This is a genomic window from Pseudidiomarina halophila, assembly GCF_003987215.1.
GTDB lineage: Bacteria > Pseudomonadota > Gammaproteobacteria > Enterobacterales > Alteromonadaceae > Pseudidiomarina > Pseudidiomarina halophila.
This window is the reverse complement of sequence record NZ_PIPW01000004.1, coordinates 1-18,423: the sequence shown is the minus strand read 5'-3', so window position 1 is coordinate 18,423 and position 18,423 is coordinate 1. Positions and strand designations below refer to the sequence as shown.

19 protein-coding genes are annotated in these 18,423 nt (G+C 51.2%); 9 read left to right on the top strand and 10 right to left on the bottom strand.

Translation table 11 applies throughout. From position 1 onward, the window contains the following. Positions 1 to 77 precede the first annotated feature (77 nt). Genes pcnB through panC form a run of 4 tightly spaced genes read left to right on the top strand, consistent with a single transcriptional unit; the run spans position 78 to position 3,623 of the window. Complete coding sequence (gene pcnB / locus CWI69_RS10880) at positions 78 to 1,457, top strand: polynucleotide adenylyltransferase PcnB (RefSeq protein WP_126764289.1); 1,380 nt, start codon at positions 78 to 80, stop codon at positions 1,455 to 1,457. Then, entirely contained in the window at positions 1,454 to 1,933 is a 480-nt protein-coding gene (gene folK / locus CWI69_RS10875) for a 2-amino-4-hydroxy-6-hydroxymethyldihydropteridine diphosphokinase (RefSeq protein ID WP_126764288.1), read from the top strand. Before pcnB ends, folK begins: the two co-directional genes overlap by 4 nt. Before the next feature lie 42 nt (positions 1,934 to 1,975). Continuing rightward, positions 1,976 to 2,773: a 3-methyl-2-oxobutanoate hydroxymethyltransferase gene (panB, locus tag CWI69_RS10870; protein ID WP_126764286.1), complete on the top strand. Its 798-nt coding sequence runs from the start codon at positions 1,976 to 1,978 to the stop codon at positions 2,771 to 2,773. Between the two features lie 4 nt (positions 2,774 to 2,777). After that, on the top strand, positions 2,778 to 3,623 hold the full coding sequence (panC, locus tag CWI69_RS10865) for a pantoate--beta-alanine ligase (RefSeq protein ID WP_126764285.1): 846 nt from the start codon (positions 2,778 to 2,780) through the stop codon (positions 3,621 to 3,623). A gap of 18 nt (positions 3,624 to 3,641) precedes the next feature. On the opposite strand, the gene panP is transcribed toward panC, so the two are convergent. Genes panP through mpl form a run of 6 tightly spaced genes read right to left on the bottom strand, consistent with a single transcriptional unit; the run spans position 3,642 to position 9,767 of the window. Then, the gene (gene panP, locus CWI69_RS10860) at positions 3,642 to 5,294 is read right to left on the bottom strand and encodes a pyridoxal-dependent aspartate 1-decarboxylase PanP (RefSeq protein WP_126764284.1); all 1,653 of its coding nucleotides are present in this window, start codon (positions 5,292 to 5,294) and stop codon (positions 3,642 to 3,644) included. 42 nt (positions 5,295 to 5,336) lie between these two features. Beyond that, positions 5,337 to 6,044, bottom strand: a complete 708-nt coding sequence (gene trmB / locus CWI69_RS10855; protein ID WP_241971102.1) for a tRNA (guanine(46)-N(7))-methyltransferase TrmB — start codon at positions 6,042 to 6,044, stop codon at positions 5,337 to 5,339. After that, entirely contained in the window at positions 6,041 to 6,817 is a 777-nt protein-coding gene (locus tag CWI69_RS10850) for an ABC transporter permease (RefSeq protein WP_126764283.1), read from the bottom strand. The genes trmB and CWI69_RS10850 overlap by 4 nt, the downstream gene beginning before the upstream one ends. A 1-nt stretch (position 6,818) precedes the next feature. Further along, the gene (locus CWI69_RS10845) at positions 6,819 to 7,763 is read right to left on the bottom strand and encodes an ABC transporter ATP-binding protein (protein WP_126764281.1); all 945 of its coding nucleotides are present in this window, start codon (positions 7,761 to 7,763) and stop codon (positions 6,819 to 6,821) included. Between the two features lie 6 nt (positions 7,764 to 7,769). Next, positions 7,770 to 8,393 carry a flavin prenyltransferase UbiX gene (locus tag CWI69_RS10840; RefSeq protein ID WP_126764280.1) on the bottom strand — a complete coding sequence of 208 codons (624 nt, stop codon included), beginning with the start codon at positions 8,391 to 8,393 and terminating at the stop codon, positions 7,770 to 7,772. Between the two features lie 15 nt (positions 8,394 to 8,408). Next, on the bottom strand, positions 8,409 to 9,767 hold the full coding sequence (mpl, locus tag CWI69_RS10835) for a UDP-N-acetylmuramate:L-alanyl-gamma-D-glutamyl-meso-diaminopimelate ligase (RefSeq protein ID WP_126764501.1): 1,359 nt from the start codon (positions 9,765 to 9,767) through the stop codon (positions 8,409 to 8,411). 156 nt (positions 9,768 to 9,923) lie between these two features. On the opposite strand from mpl, the gene CWI69_RS10830 reads away from it, so the two are divergent. The 5 genes from CWI69_RS10830 to CWI69_RS10810 are packed head-to-tail and all read left to right on the top strand — an operon-like array spanning position 9,924 to position 14,000. After that, on the top strand, positions 9,924 to 10,925 hold the full coding sequence (locus tag CWI69_RS10830) for a class 1 fructose-bisphosphatase (protein ID WP_126764279.1): 1,002 nt from the start codon (positions 9,924 to 9,926) through the stop codon (positions 10,923 to 10,925). A 46-nt stretch (positions 10,926 to 10,971) separates the two neighbouring features. After that, a complete protein-coding gene (gene ppa, locus CWI69_RS10825) occupies positions 10,972 to 11,502 on the top strand; it encodes an inorganic diphosphatase (RefSeq protein WP_126764277.1) in 531 nt (176 codons plus the stop codon). Between the two features lie 5 nt (positions 11,503 to 11,507). Then, positions 11,508 to 12,209 carry an ABC transporter ATP-binding protein gene (locus CWI69_RS10820; protein WP_126764276.1) on the top strand — a complete coding sequence of 234 codons (702 nt, stop codon included), beginning with the start codon at positions 11,508 to 11,510 and terminating at the stop codon, positions 12,207 to 12,209. Further along, the gene (locus tag CWI69_RS10815; RefSeq protein ID WP_126764274.1) at positions 12,202 to 13,512 is read left to right on the top strand and encodes an ABC transporter permease; all 1,311 of its coding nucleotides are present in this window, start codon (positions 12,202 to 12,204) and stop codon (positions 13,510 to 13,512) included. The genes CWI69_RS10820 and CWI69_RS10815 overlap by 8 nt, the downstream gene beginning before the upstream one ends. Then, entirely contained in the window at positions 13,509 to 14,000 is a 492-nt protein-coding gene (locus CWI69_RS10810) for a DUF3299 domain-containing protein (protein ID WP_241971101.1), read from the top strand. Before CWI69_RS10815 ends, CWI69_RS10810 begins: the two co-directional genes overlap by 4 nt. A gap of 2 nt (positions 14,001 to 14,002) precedes the next feature. Here the strand turns inward: CWI69_RS10810 and CWI69_RS10805 are convergent, their stop codons facing one another. The 4 genes from CWI69_RS10805 to CWI69_RS10790 form a co-directional block, all read right to left on the bottom strand. Beyond that, positions 14,003 to 14,761 (bottom strand): TIGR04219 family outer membrane beta-barrel protein, encoded by a 759-nt coding sequence (locus CWI69_RS10805; protein ID WP_126764273.1) that lies wholly within the window; start codon positions 14,759 to 14,761, stop codon positions 14,003 to 14,005. Positions 14,762 to 14,798: 37 nt separating this feature from the next. Beyond that, complete coding sequence (locus CWI69_RS10800) at positions 14,799 to 15,224, bottom strand: copper chaperone PCu(A)C (protein WP_126764271.1); 426 nt, start codon at positions 15,222 to 15,224, stop codon at positions 14,799 to 14,801. Positions 15,225 to 15,261: 37 nt separating this feature from the next. Beyond that, entirely contained in the window at positions 15,262 to 15,573 is a 312-nt protein-coding gene (locus CWI69_RS10795) for a hypothetical protein (RefSeq protein ID WP_126764270.1), read from the bottom strand. A gap of 170 nt (positions 15,574 to 15,743) precedes the next feature. Further along, entirely contained in the window at positions 15,744 to 18,161 is a 2,418-nt protein-coding gene (locus CWI69_RS10790; protein ID WP_126764269.1) for a TonB-dependent receptor plug domain-containing protein, read from the bottom strand. Positions 18,162 to 18,423 lie beyond the last annotated feature (262 nt).

The following is an 18,423-nucleotide window of genomic DNA, read 5'->3' as shown; positions in this document are numbered from 1 at the left end:
AGTATATAGCTACACCAGAGGTTTGATTAGGAGACAAAACTATTATCAACCGCATAAAAGCATTCGCCAAGAAGGCGATGCGGCAAACCGAAGCACCTTCGGACTTACCTCGCAATATTCTTGCGAAGCCTTTGGTGATACCGCGTGATCAGCATCCGGTTTCGCGCAAAGATATTGCCGAACCAGCCCTGAAAGTGCTTTATCGACTGCACAATGCAGGCTATGAAGCTTATTTAGTTGGCGGTTGTGTGCGTGATCTCCTGCTGGATATCAAACCCAAAGATTTCGATGTCGCAACAAACGCTAAGCCTGAGCAAGTACAAAAGTTGTTTCGCAATTGCCGCTTAGTAGGACGCCGCTTCCGTCTGGCCCACATCATGTTCGGCCGCGAGATCATTGAAGTGGCTACCTTTCGCGGTCATCACAGCGACGAAGAAGAAGAAACCGAACAGACGCAGAAACACGCGAAGCGTAATGACGACGGCATGCTGTTACGCGATAACGTCTATGGCACGATCGAAGAAGATGCGCAACGTCGCGACTTCACTGTAAACGCGCTGTATTACAACATCGCCGATTTTTCGATTCACGATTTTGCCAACGGTGTACGTGATATCAACAACGGCGTACTACGCATGATTGGTGATGCGGAAACCCGTTACCGCGAAGACCCGGTGCGCATGTTACGCGCCATCCGCTTTGCCACTAAATTATCAATGCGAATGGATCCCAGTGTGGCTGATCCCATCCGTAAACACGCGCAGTTATTACAGAATATTCCCCCGGCGCGGTTGTTTGAAGAATGCCTGAAGCTATTCACTGCTGGCAAAGCCCTTGCCAATTTCGAAATGCTAAGTGATTACCACCTGTTTCAACAGTTGTTTCCGCAATTAAAGAATTACTTAAAAGCGCCAGAAGAAGCTCCTTATCAGTTGCTGCGCCAAACCTTTGCCGATACCGACAGCCGTATCGCCAAAGGCTTAAGTATCACCCCGGCCTATTTATTTGCAGCGCTGTTATGGTGGCCGCTGCAGGCCCGGATGGAAGAACTGATGTTCGAAAGTGGCTTACCGCCTGTCGATGCCATGAATATCGCGGCAGCCGACGTTATCGGTCGACAGATGCAAAGTGTTGCAGTACCGAAACGCTTTACCATTCCGGCGCGTGAAATCTGGCAACTTCAGCAACGTCTTGAGCGCGCCAAAGGCAAACGCGTTAAAACATTGCTGGGCCATCCACGCTTTCGTGCCGCTTATGATTTTCTGTTACTACGCGCTGCTACCGCAACACCACTTGAGCAGAAAAAACTGAGTCAGCTGGCGCAATTCTGGACCGAACAGCAGGAGCATGCCCCTGCACCTGCAGCCACCCCCGATAACGACGAGCGGCCGGCAAAACGCCGTGGTCGTCGTGGTGGTCGGCGCCGTAAGAAACCAGGTAAACCAGCAAGCTCATGATCCAGGTTTATATTGCGCTGGGCGCCAACTTAGGTGACCCGGTAGCAACCCTACGAAAACTACTCGAGCACCTGCAGCAGGTACCAGAACTGAGCAACTGCCGCTGCTCTGGTTTTTACCGCAGCAAACCGATGGGGCCACAAGATCAGCCTGACTACGTGAACGCTGTCCTTGCCGCTGAAACGGAACTGGCCCCACTTGCCTTACTCGACTTCCTGCAGCAGCTGGAAAATGAGTTTGGTCGGGTTCGCGGCAGACGTTGGGGTGCTCGCACACTGGATCTGGACTTGCTGCTCTACAATCAGTTAACGCTTAAGCACGATCGATTGCAGGTTCCCCACCCTGGCCTTAGTGAACGCGACTTTGTGTTGCTGCCTCTCATCGAGTTAGCCCCCGATTTACAGCTGCCCGACGGCCGCGCCATTGCCGATTTATTAGGTGCGCTTGCCAGCCATGACCTGGTAAAAATTACCTGATACAATCGAAGCATCTCTTAAGCCTGGCGTTAAGGATCCCTTATGGCCGCAACGACGATTGCCAAACTCGCTAAAATGAAAGCCGAAGGCGAAAAAATTGCCTCGTTAACCGCTTACGACGCTACCTTTGCGAAACTCTTCGCGCAGTGCGACGTCGATTTTATGTTGGTCGGCGACTCCCTCGGAAATACCATTATGGGGGCGTCCAGTACACTTCCGGTAACTACCGAGAATGTTGCTTACCACACGCAAGCAGTGCGTAATGGTGCGCCGGATGCTTTTGTCATTGCCGACATGCCGTTTATGAGTTATGCCACACCTGAACAGGCCTGTCTGGAAGCCGCTAAACTGATGCGTGCCGGTGCCAACATGGTCAAACTGGAAGGTGGCGACTGGTTGCTTGATACGATTCGCACACTGGTCGAACGTAGTGTTCCGGTCTGCGCTCATCTGGGATTACTGCCGCAATCGGTGAATGTTCTGGGCGGCTATAAAGTACAAGGCAAAGAAGCCAGCGCTGCGGATAACACTGTGCGTCAGGCACTGGCATTGCAGGAAGCAGGCGCCCAACTGCTGGTGCTTGAATGCGTTCCGACCTCATTAGCTAAGCGTATTTCTGAGAAACTAACCATTCCTACCATTGGCATTGGCGCAGGTCCCGAATGTGACGGCCAGATTTTGGTCATGCACGATATGTTTGGCCTGAACAGCGATTATTTGCCTAAGTTTGTGAAGAATTTCCTGGCCGAAGCGGGTGACCTTAGCGAAGCTGTTAAATTGTATGTGCAGCAGGTTAAGGAAGGTAGCTTCCCCGGCCCCGAACATAGCTTTAAGGGATAGCACCATGCAGTTGTTTAAAAGCCGCGAAGAATTGCGGGCATGGCGCAATCAGCAACAGGGAACATTGGCGCTGGTACCCACTATGGGCAACCTCCATGAAGGCCACTTAAAACTTGTCGACTTAGCACAGCAGCACGCAGATCAGGTGGTGGTCAGTATCTTTGTTAACCCCATGCAATTTGGTGCTAACGAGGACCTCGACAGTTATCCCCGCACTCTTGATGCCGACTGTCAGGCGCTTGCCGAGCGCGGGGTTAATGCGGTTTTTGCGCCCCAGGTCAGTGATGTCTATCCACGTGGACTCGACGCGCAAACCTCGATCGAAGTACCGCACACCTCAGATATTCTATGTGGCGCAAGTCGACCAGGGCATTTTCGCGGGGTGGCAACCGTGGTTGCGAAGTTGTTTAATATGGTGCAGCCGACCCTGGCTATCTTCGGTGAGAAAGACTATCAACAATTGCAGGTCATTCGCCTGATGACTGAGGATCTCAGCTTTCCGGTAGAGATCATGGGCATGCCAACAGAGCGGGCGGATGATGGGTTAGCGTTAAGCTCGCGTAACGGCTATTTATCTGCTTCAGAGCGCAGGCTTGCGCCGCTTATCTACCAGGTGCTGCAAGGTATCGCCCAGGCGATTCAGCACGATGGCGTCGATCCTGAGCAGGCGCTGGCGACAGCGCGCATCGCCTTGCAGGAAAGCGGCTTCCGGGTAGACTATTTAGAGTTAAAGCGGCAGGGTGATTTACTGCCAGCAACGGCTGACGATGACCAACTGGTGGTGCTGGTTGCAGCTTATTTAGGCCGCACGCGGCTTATCGATAATTTGCAGTTTACCCGCAACGGCTAACTGTTGCGGGCTGCTCGTTTAGTTGTGTGAAAGTAAGCCCAGTTCACGCATTTCCGTATGCAGCGCACCACGCAATCCCATCGCCTGAGCAGCAATTTCACGCTGCTCTTTTAATACGTCTTCAAGCATTTCCCGGGTCGTCAATGGATTCGCCAACACCACGCGAAATACCACTGTGGGTTCACGGTGATAATGTGCCGGAGTTAATTTTGTCCGCGAGACAAATGATAGTCCCGCCTCCCGTTGCCGCTTTTGCACAAAACGGGTAATGGCATTCAAATGCGGCGTAAGCCGGCGCACCTGATCAACACTGGCGTGTTCCAGCGCAACTTTCACCTGTTTCGGCACGAACCTATAAGTCAGCAGACAAAGCTGCGGATCCGTGATGACCTCAAAGTCATCCTGTTGCCGGATAAGTTCAGCGAACTGTCTGGCTTTTTCGATACTTTTGTCGATCAACAACTCGTAACCACGACGACCCATCACGTGCATGGCCGAATAGACCAGCATTGCCATGCCCGGCCGTGAGCCTTCCATGGTATGCGCACCTAAATCTTTCGAACCATGACGGATCACGTATTCGGCATGGTGTTCAATCGCGCGAACCATGCCAGGCTCTTTGAACAGCACCATGCCAGCACCCATTGGCACATACATTTGTTTGTGAGCATCAATGGTGACGCTGTCGGCGCGTTCAATACCTGCCAGCAGGTGGCGATGCTTATTGGACATCAGGGTAGCCCCGCCCCACGCCGCATCAACATGGAAATGGGCGCCAATGTCGGCGGCACAATCTGCAAGCTCAGGTAAGGGGTCAATGTGGCCCGTTTCAGTCGTGCCGGCAACACCGACAATGGCCAGTACCCTGCCACCATCGGCGGCAACCTGCTCACATGCCTCGCGCAACTTATCGATACGAATACGGTTGCGATCATCGGTAGCGACGCCGATTAAATTATTGCGGCCAATGCCAAGTATATCGGCCGCCTTGGAAAGCGAATAATGGCCCCGCTCAGATACCATCACCGTGAGGCGTTTGTAGCCATAGTGATTTAATCCTGCGGCAAAGCCCTCGGCAGCCACTCCGGCGAAGCCCGGCGCGGGCTTGAGTAACAGGTTGCGGGCCACCCACAGCGCCGTAATATTCGCCACCGTACCGCCTGAACACATGGCGCCAAGCGAGTGCTGGGCACTGTGCATCCAACGCTGATAGAAGTTCTTATCCCGACTGTAAACCAGATTATGCAGCATCCCCAGCACATTACGTTCAAGTGGCGTAAACGCTTTCGAGGTCTCTATTTTTACCAGGTTCTGGTTCAGACCCACCATTAGCTTGGCCAGCGGTAGCAAGAAATATGGCAACGCCGACGTCATATGGCCAATAAACCGTGGCGACGACGTATGGACCGAGTGGGCCACTAAATTATCAAGCAGAAACTCGGTATGATCGGAAACATAGCGCGGCTGTTCCGGTACTTCACTGGCGGAAAAATTGGTTTCAATTTCATGCAAAGGTTTCTCGCGCGCCACAATGTGCTCGCCGAGAAAGCCCATCAGGTTTTCTGACAAGTCCTTTTCAATGCGACCTAAGGTCGAATCCGGAGCTTCTGGCAGCGTAAAAATCTTTAATAACGCTTCTTCACTCACTTCAGCAAAAACGTGATCACTCAAAGTAGTAACCCTTCTTATGTTGCCAGCCTTGCGCGAGGCTGATTATTCTGCCTCGATGGCAGAAAAATAGCGACTATCTTCTGGCAGCGTAGCAGTTAATTGCCAGAGCTGCTGACCACTGCGCTGATACTTACGTTCAAACGGCGTAATGGGCTGGTGTTTGGCGAGCAGCGGTTGCAGCGTGGCCGTACAGTTGACCAAGGCAAGGCTGCTTGCGACTTCGGTCAGATAGGTGACCCAATTGGACCGCATCACCAGTTCGCCACCGAGCGCCATTACATAGGGCCATACCGGGCTGCCGTGCCATCTGCGGCTTAAGTGCGCAGCTTTTGGCCAGGGGTTCGGGTACAAGATATAGTGCTGCCGCAATTGCCAGTTAGCTTCAACCGCCAGGCGCCAGAAATCCTGTAAATCGGCGCGTACCAGCAAATAGCGCTGGCCGGCTTCAGCGGTCTGATAGTTGGCATGCCGTTGCAACCGATGCGCGGATTTATCCACGCCAATCACCAGCGCATCGGGATTTTCCTGCGCCAGCCATGCGGTACTTTCACCGACGCCGCAGCATGAATCTAAAATAATCGGTCCCTGCCATTCAGCAACCGCTTGTGCCGCCTGCTGAAAGGCCTCACGATTGTGCTCCTGGATGGGCTTTTTAAACGGCGAACGCAGGTGGCGCATCACCACTTGGGTCAAATCCTCGTGATTACCATGCTGATTGGTAGTCACCGGGCGCGATTCCATTGCACTCACGAACGAATACCTATCCCGCGTTGCAACAAGGTGTAAGCAGTGACGAAAAACACCAGATTAAAGCCAATAATCACGCTCAGCGCGACGCTAATATTGACGTCAGAAACACCCAGAAAGCCATAGCGGAACGCATTGACCATGTACAACACCGGGTTGGCACGCGCCACAGTTTCCCAGATGCCTGGCAATAAGCTGACACTAAAGAATACCCCACCTAAGTAAGTCAGGGGTGTCAGAATAAAGGTCGGCACAATGGAAATGTCATCAAAGGTTTTGGCGTAAATTGCATTGATTAACCCCGCCAGTGAAAACAGCGTCGAGGTCAGCACTACTGTCAGCACCAGAATACCCGCGTGATTAATACTCACGTTTTCGACAAAGGTAAAGGACACTAAGGTTACGATCACTGCGACGATTAACGCGCGTACCAGACCACCACCAACATAGCCAGCAATAATCACCGGCGTCGACACCGGCGCAACCAGCATTTCTTCTATATTGCGCTGAAATTTCGCGCTGAAGAATGAGGATGCAACATTCGAATAGGAGTTGGTGATCACCGACATCATGATCAGTCCAGGGACAATAAACTCCATGTAGGGACGGCCACTCATATCGCCAATACGCTCACCGACAATACTGCCGAAGATGACAAAATAAAGGGTCATGGTAATGGCTGGTGGCACTAAGGTCTGCACCCAGATACGCAGGAAGCGGGTGCATTCTTTAATCCAGATGGTTTTTAGCGCGATAAAACTGTAGGACGCTGTCATGTTAAGCTCCCGCTGCTGATTTTGCCGAACGACCACGTTCCACGAGGTCGACGAATAGCTCTTCCAAACGATTCGCCTTATTACGCATCGACAATACTTTAATGTTTTGTGCGCTGAGCTGATCAAATACTTTGTTCAGGCCTTGCGACTTTTCCACGTCAACTTCAATGGTGTGGTCATCCGTTTGCCGCATAGTGAAACCTTCTAGCTGAGGCTCTATGCGCTGATCTTCGTCACGACTTAAATCGAGCACAAAGGTCTCACGATTTAAGGTCGCCAATAAGCGCTTAATTGAGGTGTTCTCGACAATTGCCCCGTGATCAATGATGGCGATATTGCGACATAAGGTCTCGGCTTCTTCGAGATAGTGCGTGGTCAGAATAATCGTAATCCCCTGCTTATTAATCTCCAGCAGGTAGTCCCACATGCTGCGCCGTAACTCAATATCGACACCGGCCGTGGGTTCATCAAGAATCAACAGTTTGGGTTCGTGCAACAGGGCCCGGGCAATCATCAGCCGGCGTTTCATACCGCCTGATAACATACGTGCCGGATCATTACGCTTGTCCCATAATCCCAATTGTTTGAGATAGTGTTCAGCGCGCTCATGGGCAACCTGGCGTGGCACACCATAATAACCGGCCTGATTTACGACAATCTGACGCACCGTTTCAAATTGATTGAAATTAAACTCCTGCGGTACCAGACCGATTTGGCGTTTTAGCTCAACCAACTGGGTGTCGAGGTCATAACCAAACACACTGACCTTACCCTCAGTCTTATTTACTAACGACGAGATAATGCCGATGGTGGTCGATTTACCGGCACCGTTGGGGCCTAATAAGGCAAAAAAATCACCTTCCTCAACATTGAGGTCAATACCTTTTAAGGCTTCAAACCCACCTTTGTAGGTCTTTCGTAAGTTACTAATCGATAAAGCTTTCATGTCGAATTACGACTCCTCTCCGTAGCCCCAGCGAGGCTGCAAAGTTTGCTCTAAACCGAGGTGATCAAGCACCCGCGCAACCACAAAATCAACTAAATCATCAATACTTTTTGGCTGATGATAGAAACCTGGCGCTGCGGGCATAATTGTGACTCCCAAGCGCGCCAATTTAAGCATATTTTCCAGATGTATCGCCGAGAGTGGCATCTCCCGCGGCACTAATAGCAGTTGCCCGCGTTCCTTAATAACCACGTCTGCAGCGCGTTCCAGTAGGTTATCACTGGCGCCGCTGGCAATTGCTGACAAGGTGCCCGTGGAACACGGACACACCACCATACGTTTTGGCGCAGCCGAGCCTGACGCTGAAGGCGCGAACCACTGCTCTTTGCCATAGACCTGCAATTGTTCGCCGCTAACCTTAAAGTGCTCACGCCAGGCATCACCCATCGCTTGCGGAGCCGCAGGTAGCTGCCAGTTGAGCTCGGTGGCGAAAACCACACGCGCGGCGCTCGACATCAGCACATGAACCTGCTGCTGTTGCTGCAGCAGGCATTCTAACAAACGCACCGCATAAGGTGCACCCGAAGCGCCGGTGATGGCGAGTGTTATCGCCTGGCTTGAAACCGTCATAGAGCTACCTTTTGTTTATTTCTGGTCAGCTAATTCTTGCAGCAGGCGTTGATGTAAGCCACCGAAGCCGCCATTACTCATGATCAAAACCTGATCACCAGGCTCCAGAGTACGCATCAGCTGCGCCACAAGTTCATCGACCGAATGAGCCACAGTGGCCGCAGGAACATAATCCGCGATGGTCCATTGTAACCCTTCAGGCTGTAACATAAAGCAGGCATCGGCGGCACTTAGTGCTGCACCGAGCTGGTCGGCATGAACGCCCCGCTTCATGGTGTTCGAGCGAGGTTCAAGTACCGCAACGATGCGCGCAGATCCGACTTTCGCACGCAACGCATTGAGTGTGCTCGTAATAGCCGTCGGATGATGCGCAAAATCATCATAAATCGCAATATCATTTGGGCTACCCAGCAATTCCAGTCGTCGTTTGGTGTTTTTAAACTCGCCTAAAGCCGCAGCGGACACGTCTAACGGGACCCCAACATGATGCGCCGCCGCCATTGCCATTACGGCGTTGGCGGCATTGTGTTCACCGACCAGCCCCCAGGATACGCTCGCACTCGCAGCGCCGTGGCTGACAACAAAGCTGCTGGCATCGGCTTGGCTGAGCTCAAATTGCCAGTCTGCGGCAGGTCCGTCGGCAGCCAATGCCAATGTCGCCCGCTCACTCCAGCAACCGCGTTCCAGCACTTCGGCGATGTTGCTGTCAGCAACCGGATAAATGATTTTACCGTAGCCCGGAATGATCCGAACCAAATGATGAAACTGGGTCTGAATTGCCGCGAGATCAGGGAAGATATCCGCATGATCGAACTCAAGATTATTCAGGATCAAAGTTGACGGCTGGTAATGTACGAATTTGGAACGTTTATCAAAAAATGCCGTATCGTATTCATCCGCTTCAATAACGAAGAAGTCACTTGCACCAAGTTGTGCGGAACAGCCAAAATTCGCCAGCACGCCACCCACCAGAAATCCCGGTTGATAACCCGCTTGCGCTAAAATCCAGGCCAACATACTGGCGGTGGTCGTTTTGCCATGGGTACCTGCGACTGCGAGTACCCATTTATCCTGCAGTAAGGCATCATGCAGCCACTGGGCGCCGGAACGATACGGAATACGCTGGTTCAGCACCGCCTCTACCGCAGGGTTACCACGACTAAGCACGTTGCCGATGATGACCAGATCAGGTCGTGGCTCAAGCTGAGCCGGATCATACCCCTGGTAAACATCGATACCCAACGCCGCCAGTTGATCGCTCATAGGTGGGTAGACTGCAGCATCGCTGCCAGTAACATGGTGCCCCATAGCCTTCGCCAACGCGGCTATTCCGCCCATAAAGGTGCCGCAGACACCAAGAATATGAATGTGCATAATTTCGTCCAGTGGTTCCATCGCATTACTGCGTGCGCTAAAAAACGGGGCTAGTGTAGCATGCAGGCATAATTTACGGAGATTCTTGCAGGCATTTTACCTCTTTTTGCGGTAAACTTAGCCGCGATTTTGAGCAGCACATCAAATGAGGACGTTATGCAACGCTTAATTCCCACTTTACGCCGTGATCAGGTCGATGAGGGACTTCTTTCAGTCATAAATACACTGCAGATTTGTGCCAAAGAAATTTCATTCCGCCTCCATCAAGGTGAGTTGGCTGGCGTGCTCGGCTCCACTCTGGACGAGAACATTCAGGGCGAAACGCAAAAAATGCTCGACGTTCTTGCGAATCAGCTGCTTAAAGATATTCTGCTGGAAAACCCACATGTTCGCGCGGTCGCTTCTGAAGAAGAAGATGGGATCGTTGAAGGCGAAAAAACGGGCGAGTACCTGGTCGCTTTTGATCCGCTCGATGGCAGTTCTAATATCGATATCAACAGCCTGGTCGGCACCATCTTTTCAATTCTGCCGACACCTGACAAGACCACCTCAGGTGAGGATATGTTTCTGCAACCGGGAACTAACCAGGTAGCAGCAGGCTATGTCCTTTATGGTCCATCGACCATGTTAGTGTTCACCACAGGTCGCGGCGTACGGATGTTTACGCTGGATCAGAAAGTGGGCGAATTCTTACTTACTGATACTGATATCGAAATACCAAATGAGACCTGTGAGTTTGCCATCAATATGTCGAACTATCGCCATTGGCAACCGCAGATGCGTCACTACGTTGACGACTTACTGGCGGGTGAAACCGGACCACGCTGCAAAAACTTTAATATGCGCTGGATCGCGGCAATGGTTGCCGACGTCCATCGCGTACTTTGCCGTGGCGGGTTATTTACCTACCCCGGCGATAACCGCAAACCCAATAAGCCCTACAAATTACGCTTAATGTACGAAGGTAACCCGATGGCGATGCTGGTTGAACAAGCCGGCGGCCTGGCGCATACCGGTGAACAGCGGATTCTCGAAGTGCAGCCTGAACACATACACCAACGCGTGGGTGTTATTTTAGGCTCGGCACAGGAAGTAACAACCTGTTTGGAGTACTTAACCGACTCGCAGGATTCGCATTCGACGGCAACCGACGTATAATAAGTCACCTAATTTTTCTATCATAATTAAGCAAACAGGAACGATCATGAGTTTGAGTGATGTAAGTGCAGGTAAAAACTTGCCAGAAGAAGTCAATGTCATCATTGAGATCCCAGCCAATGCGGATCCAATCAAATATGAAGTCGACAAAGAAACCGGTACCCTTTGGGTCGACCGTTTTATGTCTACTGCAATGTTTTACCCTTGCAACTACGGCTTCGTGAACAACACTTTATCTCTTGATGGCGACCCGGTTGATGTACTGGTGCCCACACCTCATCCATTACAACCTGGTTCAGTAATCAAATGTCGTCCCGTTGGCGTTTTGAAAATGACCGATGACGCAGGTCAGGATGCTAAGGTTGTCGCTGTTCCTGTGAGCAAGCTGAGCAAAGAATATGATCACATCAAAGATGTGAACGACCTGCCAGAGCTGCTAAAAGCACAAATCACCCATTTCTTTGAGCATTACAAAGAGCTCGAAAAAGGCAAATGGGTGAAAATTGAAGGCTGGGGCGACATCAATGAAGCTAAAGATGAAATCCTGAGCTCATTCGAACGCGCACAAGCTAAATAAGCCAAATGAGCACCTGTGTTGAGCTAAATCAACTTGAGTTTAGCTGGCCGGGTGCTCAGTCGCCGTTACTGAGCATCCCACAGCTCTCTCTCGCCCGTGGTGAGCGGGTATTGTTGCGTGGCGCGAGCGGTAGCGGTAAATCTACCCTGTTAAGTCTTATTGCGGGCATTTACACCACCGCACCCGGACAAGTGCAAGTGCTTGGCCATGATCTTGCCAAGCTTAACCAGCACCAGCGTGATCGCTTACGCGCCAATGAGATTGGTTATATTTTTCAGCAATTTAATCTGCTTCCCTATTTGTCGGCCATTGCTAATGTCACCCTTGCCTGCCAGTTCGCGCCGGCGCGCCGACAACGGCTGGCGGGAACATCCATTAATGCAAGCGCCACAGTTTTGCTGGATCGACTGGGTCTGAGCGCGGAGCAACAGCAGCAGCCCGCTCATCAACTGAGTGTCGGCCAGCAACAACGGGTTGCAGCAGCCCGCGCACTATTGGGCAGCCCAGCACTGATTATCGCCGATGAACCCACTTCGGCACTTGACCAGGCCCACCGCGATGACTTTATTCAGCTATTGTTTGAGGCCTGTGCAGAGCAAGAAACCACCTTACTCTTTGTCACGCACGACGCGACGCTAGCGCCCCACTTTCCACGCGCGATCGAGTTACAGGAAATCAATCAGGCCGCGGCAGGTGAGCATGTTTAAACTAGCCTTAGCGAGTTTGTGGAACCGCCGCGGTAGTGTCTGGCTCACCATTGTCGCCATCGCCGTAAGTACCTTATTGCTACTTGGCGTTGAGCGTATCCGTGTGCAAACCCAGGAAAACTTCGCTAACACCATATCTGGCACCGACTTGATTGTTGGCGCGCGTACCGGTTCAACGGAACTCCTGTTAAGCAGCGTGTTTCATATCGGCAATCTATCCAACACTCTGAGCTGGGAGAGTTACCTTTATCTTCAGCAACTCCCCAGCGTCGAATGGCATATCCCCATGGCGATGGGTGATAGTGTGCAGGGCTTACCGGTAATTGCCACTACTGACGCACTATTTGAACACTTTCAGTATGGCAGCAAACAGCCTTTACGCTTTGCGCGAGGCGCCGATTTTTCCAGCCATACCACGCCTACTGTCGCCGTGCTAGGTGCTGAGGCAGCTGCAGAGTTGCAATTAAACGTCGATGATCCTGTCACCATATCCCATGGTACGGGCGATATCAGTTTCAGCACCCATGATGCGCATCCTTTTACCGTAGCAGGCGTGCTGGCGCGCACAGGTACTCCTATTGACCGCGGCGTGTTTATTCCGTTGGCCGGTCAGGGACTGGTACATGGCGAGTATCAGCCGGAAGATGAACACGCCGATGAGCATGCTGGTGACCACGCCCATGACAATGACAGCGCCCATGATTACGCTCATGCTGACAGCCAGCAAGGCGAGTCGGCCGCACCGCCGGTCTATACTTTGAGTGCCGTGCTGCTTGGCCTGGAAAACCGCGCCTTTGCGCTGCGCCTGCAGCGCATGATAAACACCTATGATGAAGAAGCTTTGTCAGCAATTATGCCCGGTCTTGCACTGCAGAACTTCTGGCGCACCTTAAACCTGTTCGAACGCGCTCTGATGACCATTTCAGTACTGGTCGTCATTACCGGGTTATTAGGCATGCTGACCACGCTTTTAGCCAGTTTACGTGAACGTCGGCGCGAAATGGCGGTCTTACGATCTATTGGTGCCGGTCCAGTCACCATTCTGGGACTGCTGGTCTGCGAAGCCGCTGCGGTCACTATTTTAGGTACCGCATTAGGTACCGGTGCGCTCTATGCAGTTTTGGTACTCGGAGCTGATATGTTACAAAACACTCTGGGCATCCAGGTCACCGCCAGCCTGTTAACCTTGCGGGAAATATACTTGTTGGCAGCCATTATTGGCGCTGCCATCGTCTTAAGTTTCTATCCGGCATGGCGAGCCTATCGCAATGCTTTAGCTGATGGATTAACGGTGAAGTTATGATGAAAAGTTGGTTAGCGAGTTTGGCGGTCGTGGCATTGTTTTCCGTAGGAGCGGCCAGTGCCAGTGATTATCGCGAGATCGAATGGAAGAACCTGATTCCTGAAGGTTACACGCCACCGCCGGTGCGCAGTCAGGCTTACTATGACATGAATCCTGAAGCGATGGGCCAACCTGAAATAAACGCGCCTGTGGTGGAAGCTTTAGATGGCCAGAAGATTCGTATTCCGGGATTTGTGGTGCAGCTACAAGCTGAAGACAGTAAGGTCACCGAGTTCTTGTTAGTGCCCTATGAAGGCGCCTGTATTCACGTGCCGCCACCGCCACCAAATCAGGTATTGTTGGTTCGTTTCCCGGAAGGTTATCCGATACGTCAGGCCTTCAACCCGGTTTGGGTCGAAGGCACTGTCACAGTTGAACGGGCCGATGGTGAGCTCGCCGTGGTTGGCTATCAGCTTGATGCCGCGACGGTAACACCCTACGGTGGATAAGCCTAAAAATGTACCTCGAGACCCAGATAGGGTCCGCGGTACTCAAGGTTACTGTAGATGTTATCTAAATCATCGAGCTCGATATTAAAGACGCGGTAACCGAGCTGCAGATTCAGGTCGACAGCCAGGTTTTCTACTACCCGGTATTCAATCCCAGCTTCATAATCTTCAATTTTCGAGTCGTCAATGCTCAACGCATTTGCAATGCCGTAAACGGTAAACGGCGTAGCTGGAATACCAACCCGTAACTGACTGTAAAGTGTCGGTATCCACCCATCAGTTGCGCTCGCCCGCATGAATTCCTGGCTACGCACTTCAAGATTGCCTTCCACGCGTTTGGCAGTGACACCCAGATCAAAAGTCAGCAGGTCATTATCAAACAGCTCATAATAGAGCGTGTAGTCGGTGTGGCTAAGGTCAGTTTGATAATTTATGGGATTGTCCGCACTGAAGGTAGTGCCGAAAAAGCTAAAGTCCTGACTCAATCGTTGCTGGCCGTTACTCACGAGCTCGTTATGCCGTACTTTTAAATTCGGGAATAACGGAATCGGATGCTCCAGGGCAAGGTAATAACTACTTTGTTGCTCGTCGTCGAAGGCAAACTCTGGATTGTTATTAGTACTGCCGAAACTGCCAGAGGTGTCCGTTTGCCAAAACTGCCCGCCGGCATAAACCCCAAATACTGTATCGGCTGCGACAGGCGCAGAGAGAACGCTACACGCGAGCAGTGTGGCGAGTTTGATACCTTTACCATCTACCATGACAACTTTCCTTGCGATTCTGAGCGAAGATTTTAGGTTAGTGCAACGGCCGCACTTCGGCGTTCACCGTTAGCGCCTCAGCATCAGCGAACTGCAGTTGAAAAGCAACCTCTTCGCCCACTTTAAACGGAATCTTTACACCAAAGAACATCACGTGGTAGCCGCCAGGCTCAAAGGTCACAGACTCGTTAGGGCCAATCACCAGCTCAGGTACCCGGCGCATGCGCATCATGCCGTCTTCACCGGTCACATGCTGATGCACCTCAGCGGCACGCGCCGCCGCAGTCTCTATTCCGCGTAGGGTTACTGCTTTATCACCATGATTGCGCACGACCATATAACCGGCACCATTAACGGTACCCGGAATCGTTGGTTTCACCCATGCTTCAGTAACTTCGACTTGCGCTGCCTGCACACTGACACTCAGTAACAAACACACCAAGCCTACCACCAGCTGTTTCATAACTTTGCCTTATTCATTCATCAAAGAAGGCTTTAGTTTACACAGCTTTCGGACGTTTACGAACCAATAAGTAGATGATTCCGAATAACAACAAGTACGGCCACAACCAACTAAATAAGACTGCCACCAAAGCTACAGCAGCGACCATCAAGCCCACCGCAACACTACCGCCGACCATTACCACTAAAGCAAAAGCACCCAGCGCTATTGCGATCATCAATAATCCAGTGATACCAATACTTATTACCAAGCCGATAATTGCACCCAGCAAACCCAGTACTTCATCACCGAAAAGTGCCAGACCGATAATTGCCGCGACAACCCATAACCAGGTAGATTTGTTTCCCATGATGTTCTCCAATAGATAGCACTTCAAGACGTTGCCCCTAAAGTAATACAAGAAACGTGCCAGCATGTTAGGTGATTGTTTTAAAACGACTATTGTTGAGAATAGGATTTTTTGGTATAAAAAAACCGCCACAAAGTGGCGGTTTTGACAAAGGTTTAACGACGCAGGGATCAGAAGTTATACGTCAGTTCGGCATAGTAATAGCCGCCGTTAAAACCAAATGGCGCATTAGTCAGCGGGTACATGAAAATACCATTGAACTGACTGCCCGGACGTTGCTTATCAGGATACTCGTCAAATAGGTTCTGTACTCCAGCACTTACTGAAAGCTGGTTGTTCAGACGATACTTAGCTGACAAGTCGGTCACCCACTTAGCGCCAAACTCTGTCTGTACGCCCTGACTATTCTCCAGTGTGTAATCGCCGAAGTAGTTAAATGCCAATCGTGTTTCTAAATCACTCAGGGTATGGGTAAACGCAATGCTACCGCTGTTTCTTGGCACCGAGCGTGTCATCCGGGTGCGTTCTACACCATCGAACAGGTTGTCTTCCAGACCATCAAGCAGCGCCGGTAAATTGACGTCATCAATTTCGGTTTTATTGTAACCATAAGCAAGTTGCGTGCGCAGTTCACCGTACTCAGCGAACTGGAAGGTTTTCGATGCCACAACATCAACCCCACGCGTGGTGGTATCGACAGCATTTACAAAGAACCGTGCATTATCCGCACCACTTGCAGCCAGAGCATCTGCTACAGCAGCAGAGTCTTGCGGACTGACGTCGCCGGAGAGAATAATGCGATCATCGATGGCAATCTGGAACGCATCTATAGTCAGAGTGAAGCCATCATAACCATTGAATACTAATCCAGCGCTAAAGCTTTGCGATTCTTCCGGCTCAAGTCCTTCAATGCCTAACTCGCGCGCTACATCGCTGATATTGTTGAAGGTTCCGCTTTGTTCAGGTTGTAAGCCATTGCCCCGATCGACAAAAAGTGTCGAAATGTTGGAGAAATACAACTGCTGCACGCTGGGTGCGCGGAAGCCAGTGTTTGCCGTGGCACGGATAGCCCATTCGTCACTTAGGTCGTAGCGGCCTGATACCTTCCAGCTGGTATTGCTACCGAAATCAGAATAATCTTCATAACGAACTGCTGCTCCCCACAGAAAATCGGCGGTGAGCATATTCTCGACTTCAACATAGACGCCGGTATTATCGCGTGACTGGTCAACTTCCGACTCAGGTTTAAAGCCAGTAAAGCCCTGACTCCCCGCTGCACGTCCGTTATAACCGCCATCGATGTAAGAAGCTTCCTCACCAGCGCGTATTTGATAACTGTTTTCACGGTAGCTAATGCCAAAGGCAACCGAAAGATCCGAGTTATTTACAAAGGGAACAAAGCGTGAAAAATCGACGGTCGCGGTCATTTCATCGGTGATGAGAGTTCCGGCATCAAATTCAGTTTGCGAAGAGGGACCAATTGAGGCGTTTATTGAGTTTTCGACGCGGTATTGGAACTCGCTTTCGCCGTAGCCCGTACTCGCGTCAACTTGCCACTGACCCAAATCAAACCGGTAGCCGACGTAGCCTGAGACGTCACTGGTTTCCGGTGTCAGCAGAGGTAAGAAGCCATCCGGATAAACTTCGATGATATTCCGCGAATCAAGCGCGCGCCGGTAGAATGCACCAGATTGCGTGGTGCGGTCACTTACCCCACCGAATGCGTATAACTCACCGTCGCCCAGAGCGATGCTGGCATTGGCAAACAATGCTTTGTTCTCAAACTCGGCATCGCCGACATGGTGATTCAGGCGATCGAACGTTTGTTCACGTGGGTCAAGCTCACCGTCTACCAGAGGATACTGCTGGCGTGGATCAAAACCAGCGCGGTTGGTTTTGTTTTTATGGTGATATTCGGCAGATAAGGTTAGATGTCCGTCATTACCTAATTCGAAGCCAACATTACCGTGGACTTTATACTGCTCACCATCACCCTCGTATGTTTGCCCGGTGACTGCGGTCAGACTGCCGCCCTCAGCTTGATCTTTGAGGACGATATTGATTACGCCGGCAATGGCATCTGAGCCGTACAACGCAGCGGCACCATCACGTAATACTTCGATACGCTTTATCGACGAGATTGGGATAGCATTAAGATCGACATTGGAACTACCCCGACCGGTGGTACCATTTAAGTGGACCAATGCACTCATATGACGCCGCTTACCATTGACCAGAACCAGGGTGTGATCAGGTGATAAACCGCGTAATGACGCAGGTCGTACTGCATCAGATCCATCGGTAATAGATGAAGAAGGGAAGTTAAAGCTTGGCACTGCGTACTGTAATGCGCGGGCGGTTTCGGTAATACCGCTAGCCGTTAATTCTTCACTGGAAATAATATCAACCGGAGCCGCACCATCGGTCGCGGTGCGCATCGATAACCGGGAGCCGATAACCTGAATGCGCTCTTCAGCTTCTATTGCAGTACCCTCTTGCTCCTGAGCGAACACGCCGGTACTAAAGGCTGCGGTGCCAGTTACGACTCCAGCGCTTATCATTGTGAGTAGCGTTTTATTTATCTGCATTGTCTGAACCTCTCATGAATCTTGTGACACTTATTTTTAGTGCGACAATGATAACAATGGATCACGAGACTGCTCAGTTGACTTTAGTCTAAGATATGCAGAAGTGATAAGAGCAAGAGCGTTGTTCGTACGCTTCGCTGTTCGTTGTTCGTGCGCTACGCTGTTCGAATTACAAACGAGCAGCGTAGCGTACGAGCAGTGAGGCAACGCCGAACGTACGAGCAACGAACAACGCTTTTGCTGTTTGTTTTGCAGGCATAAA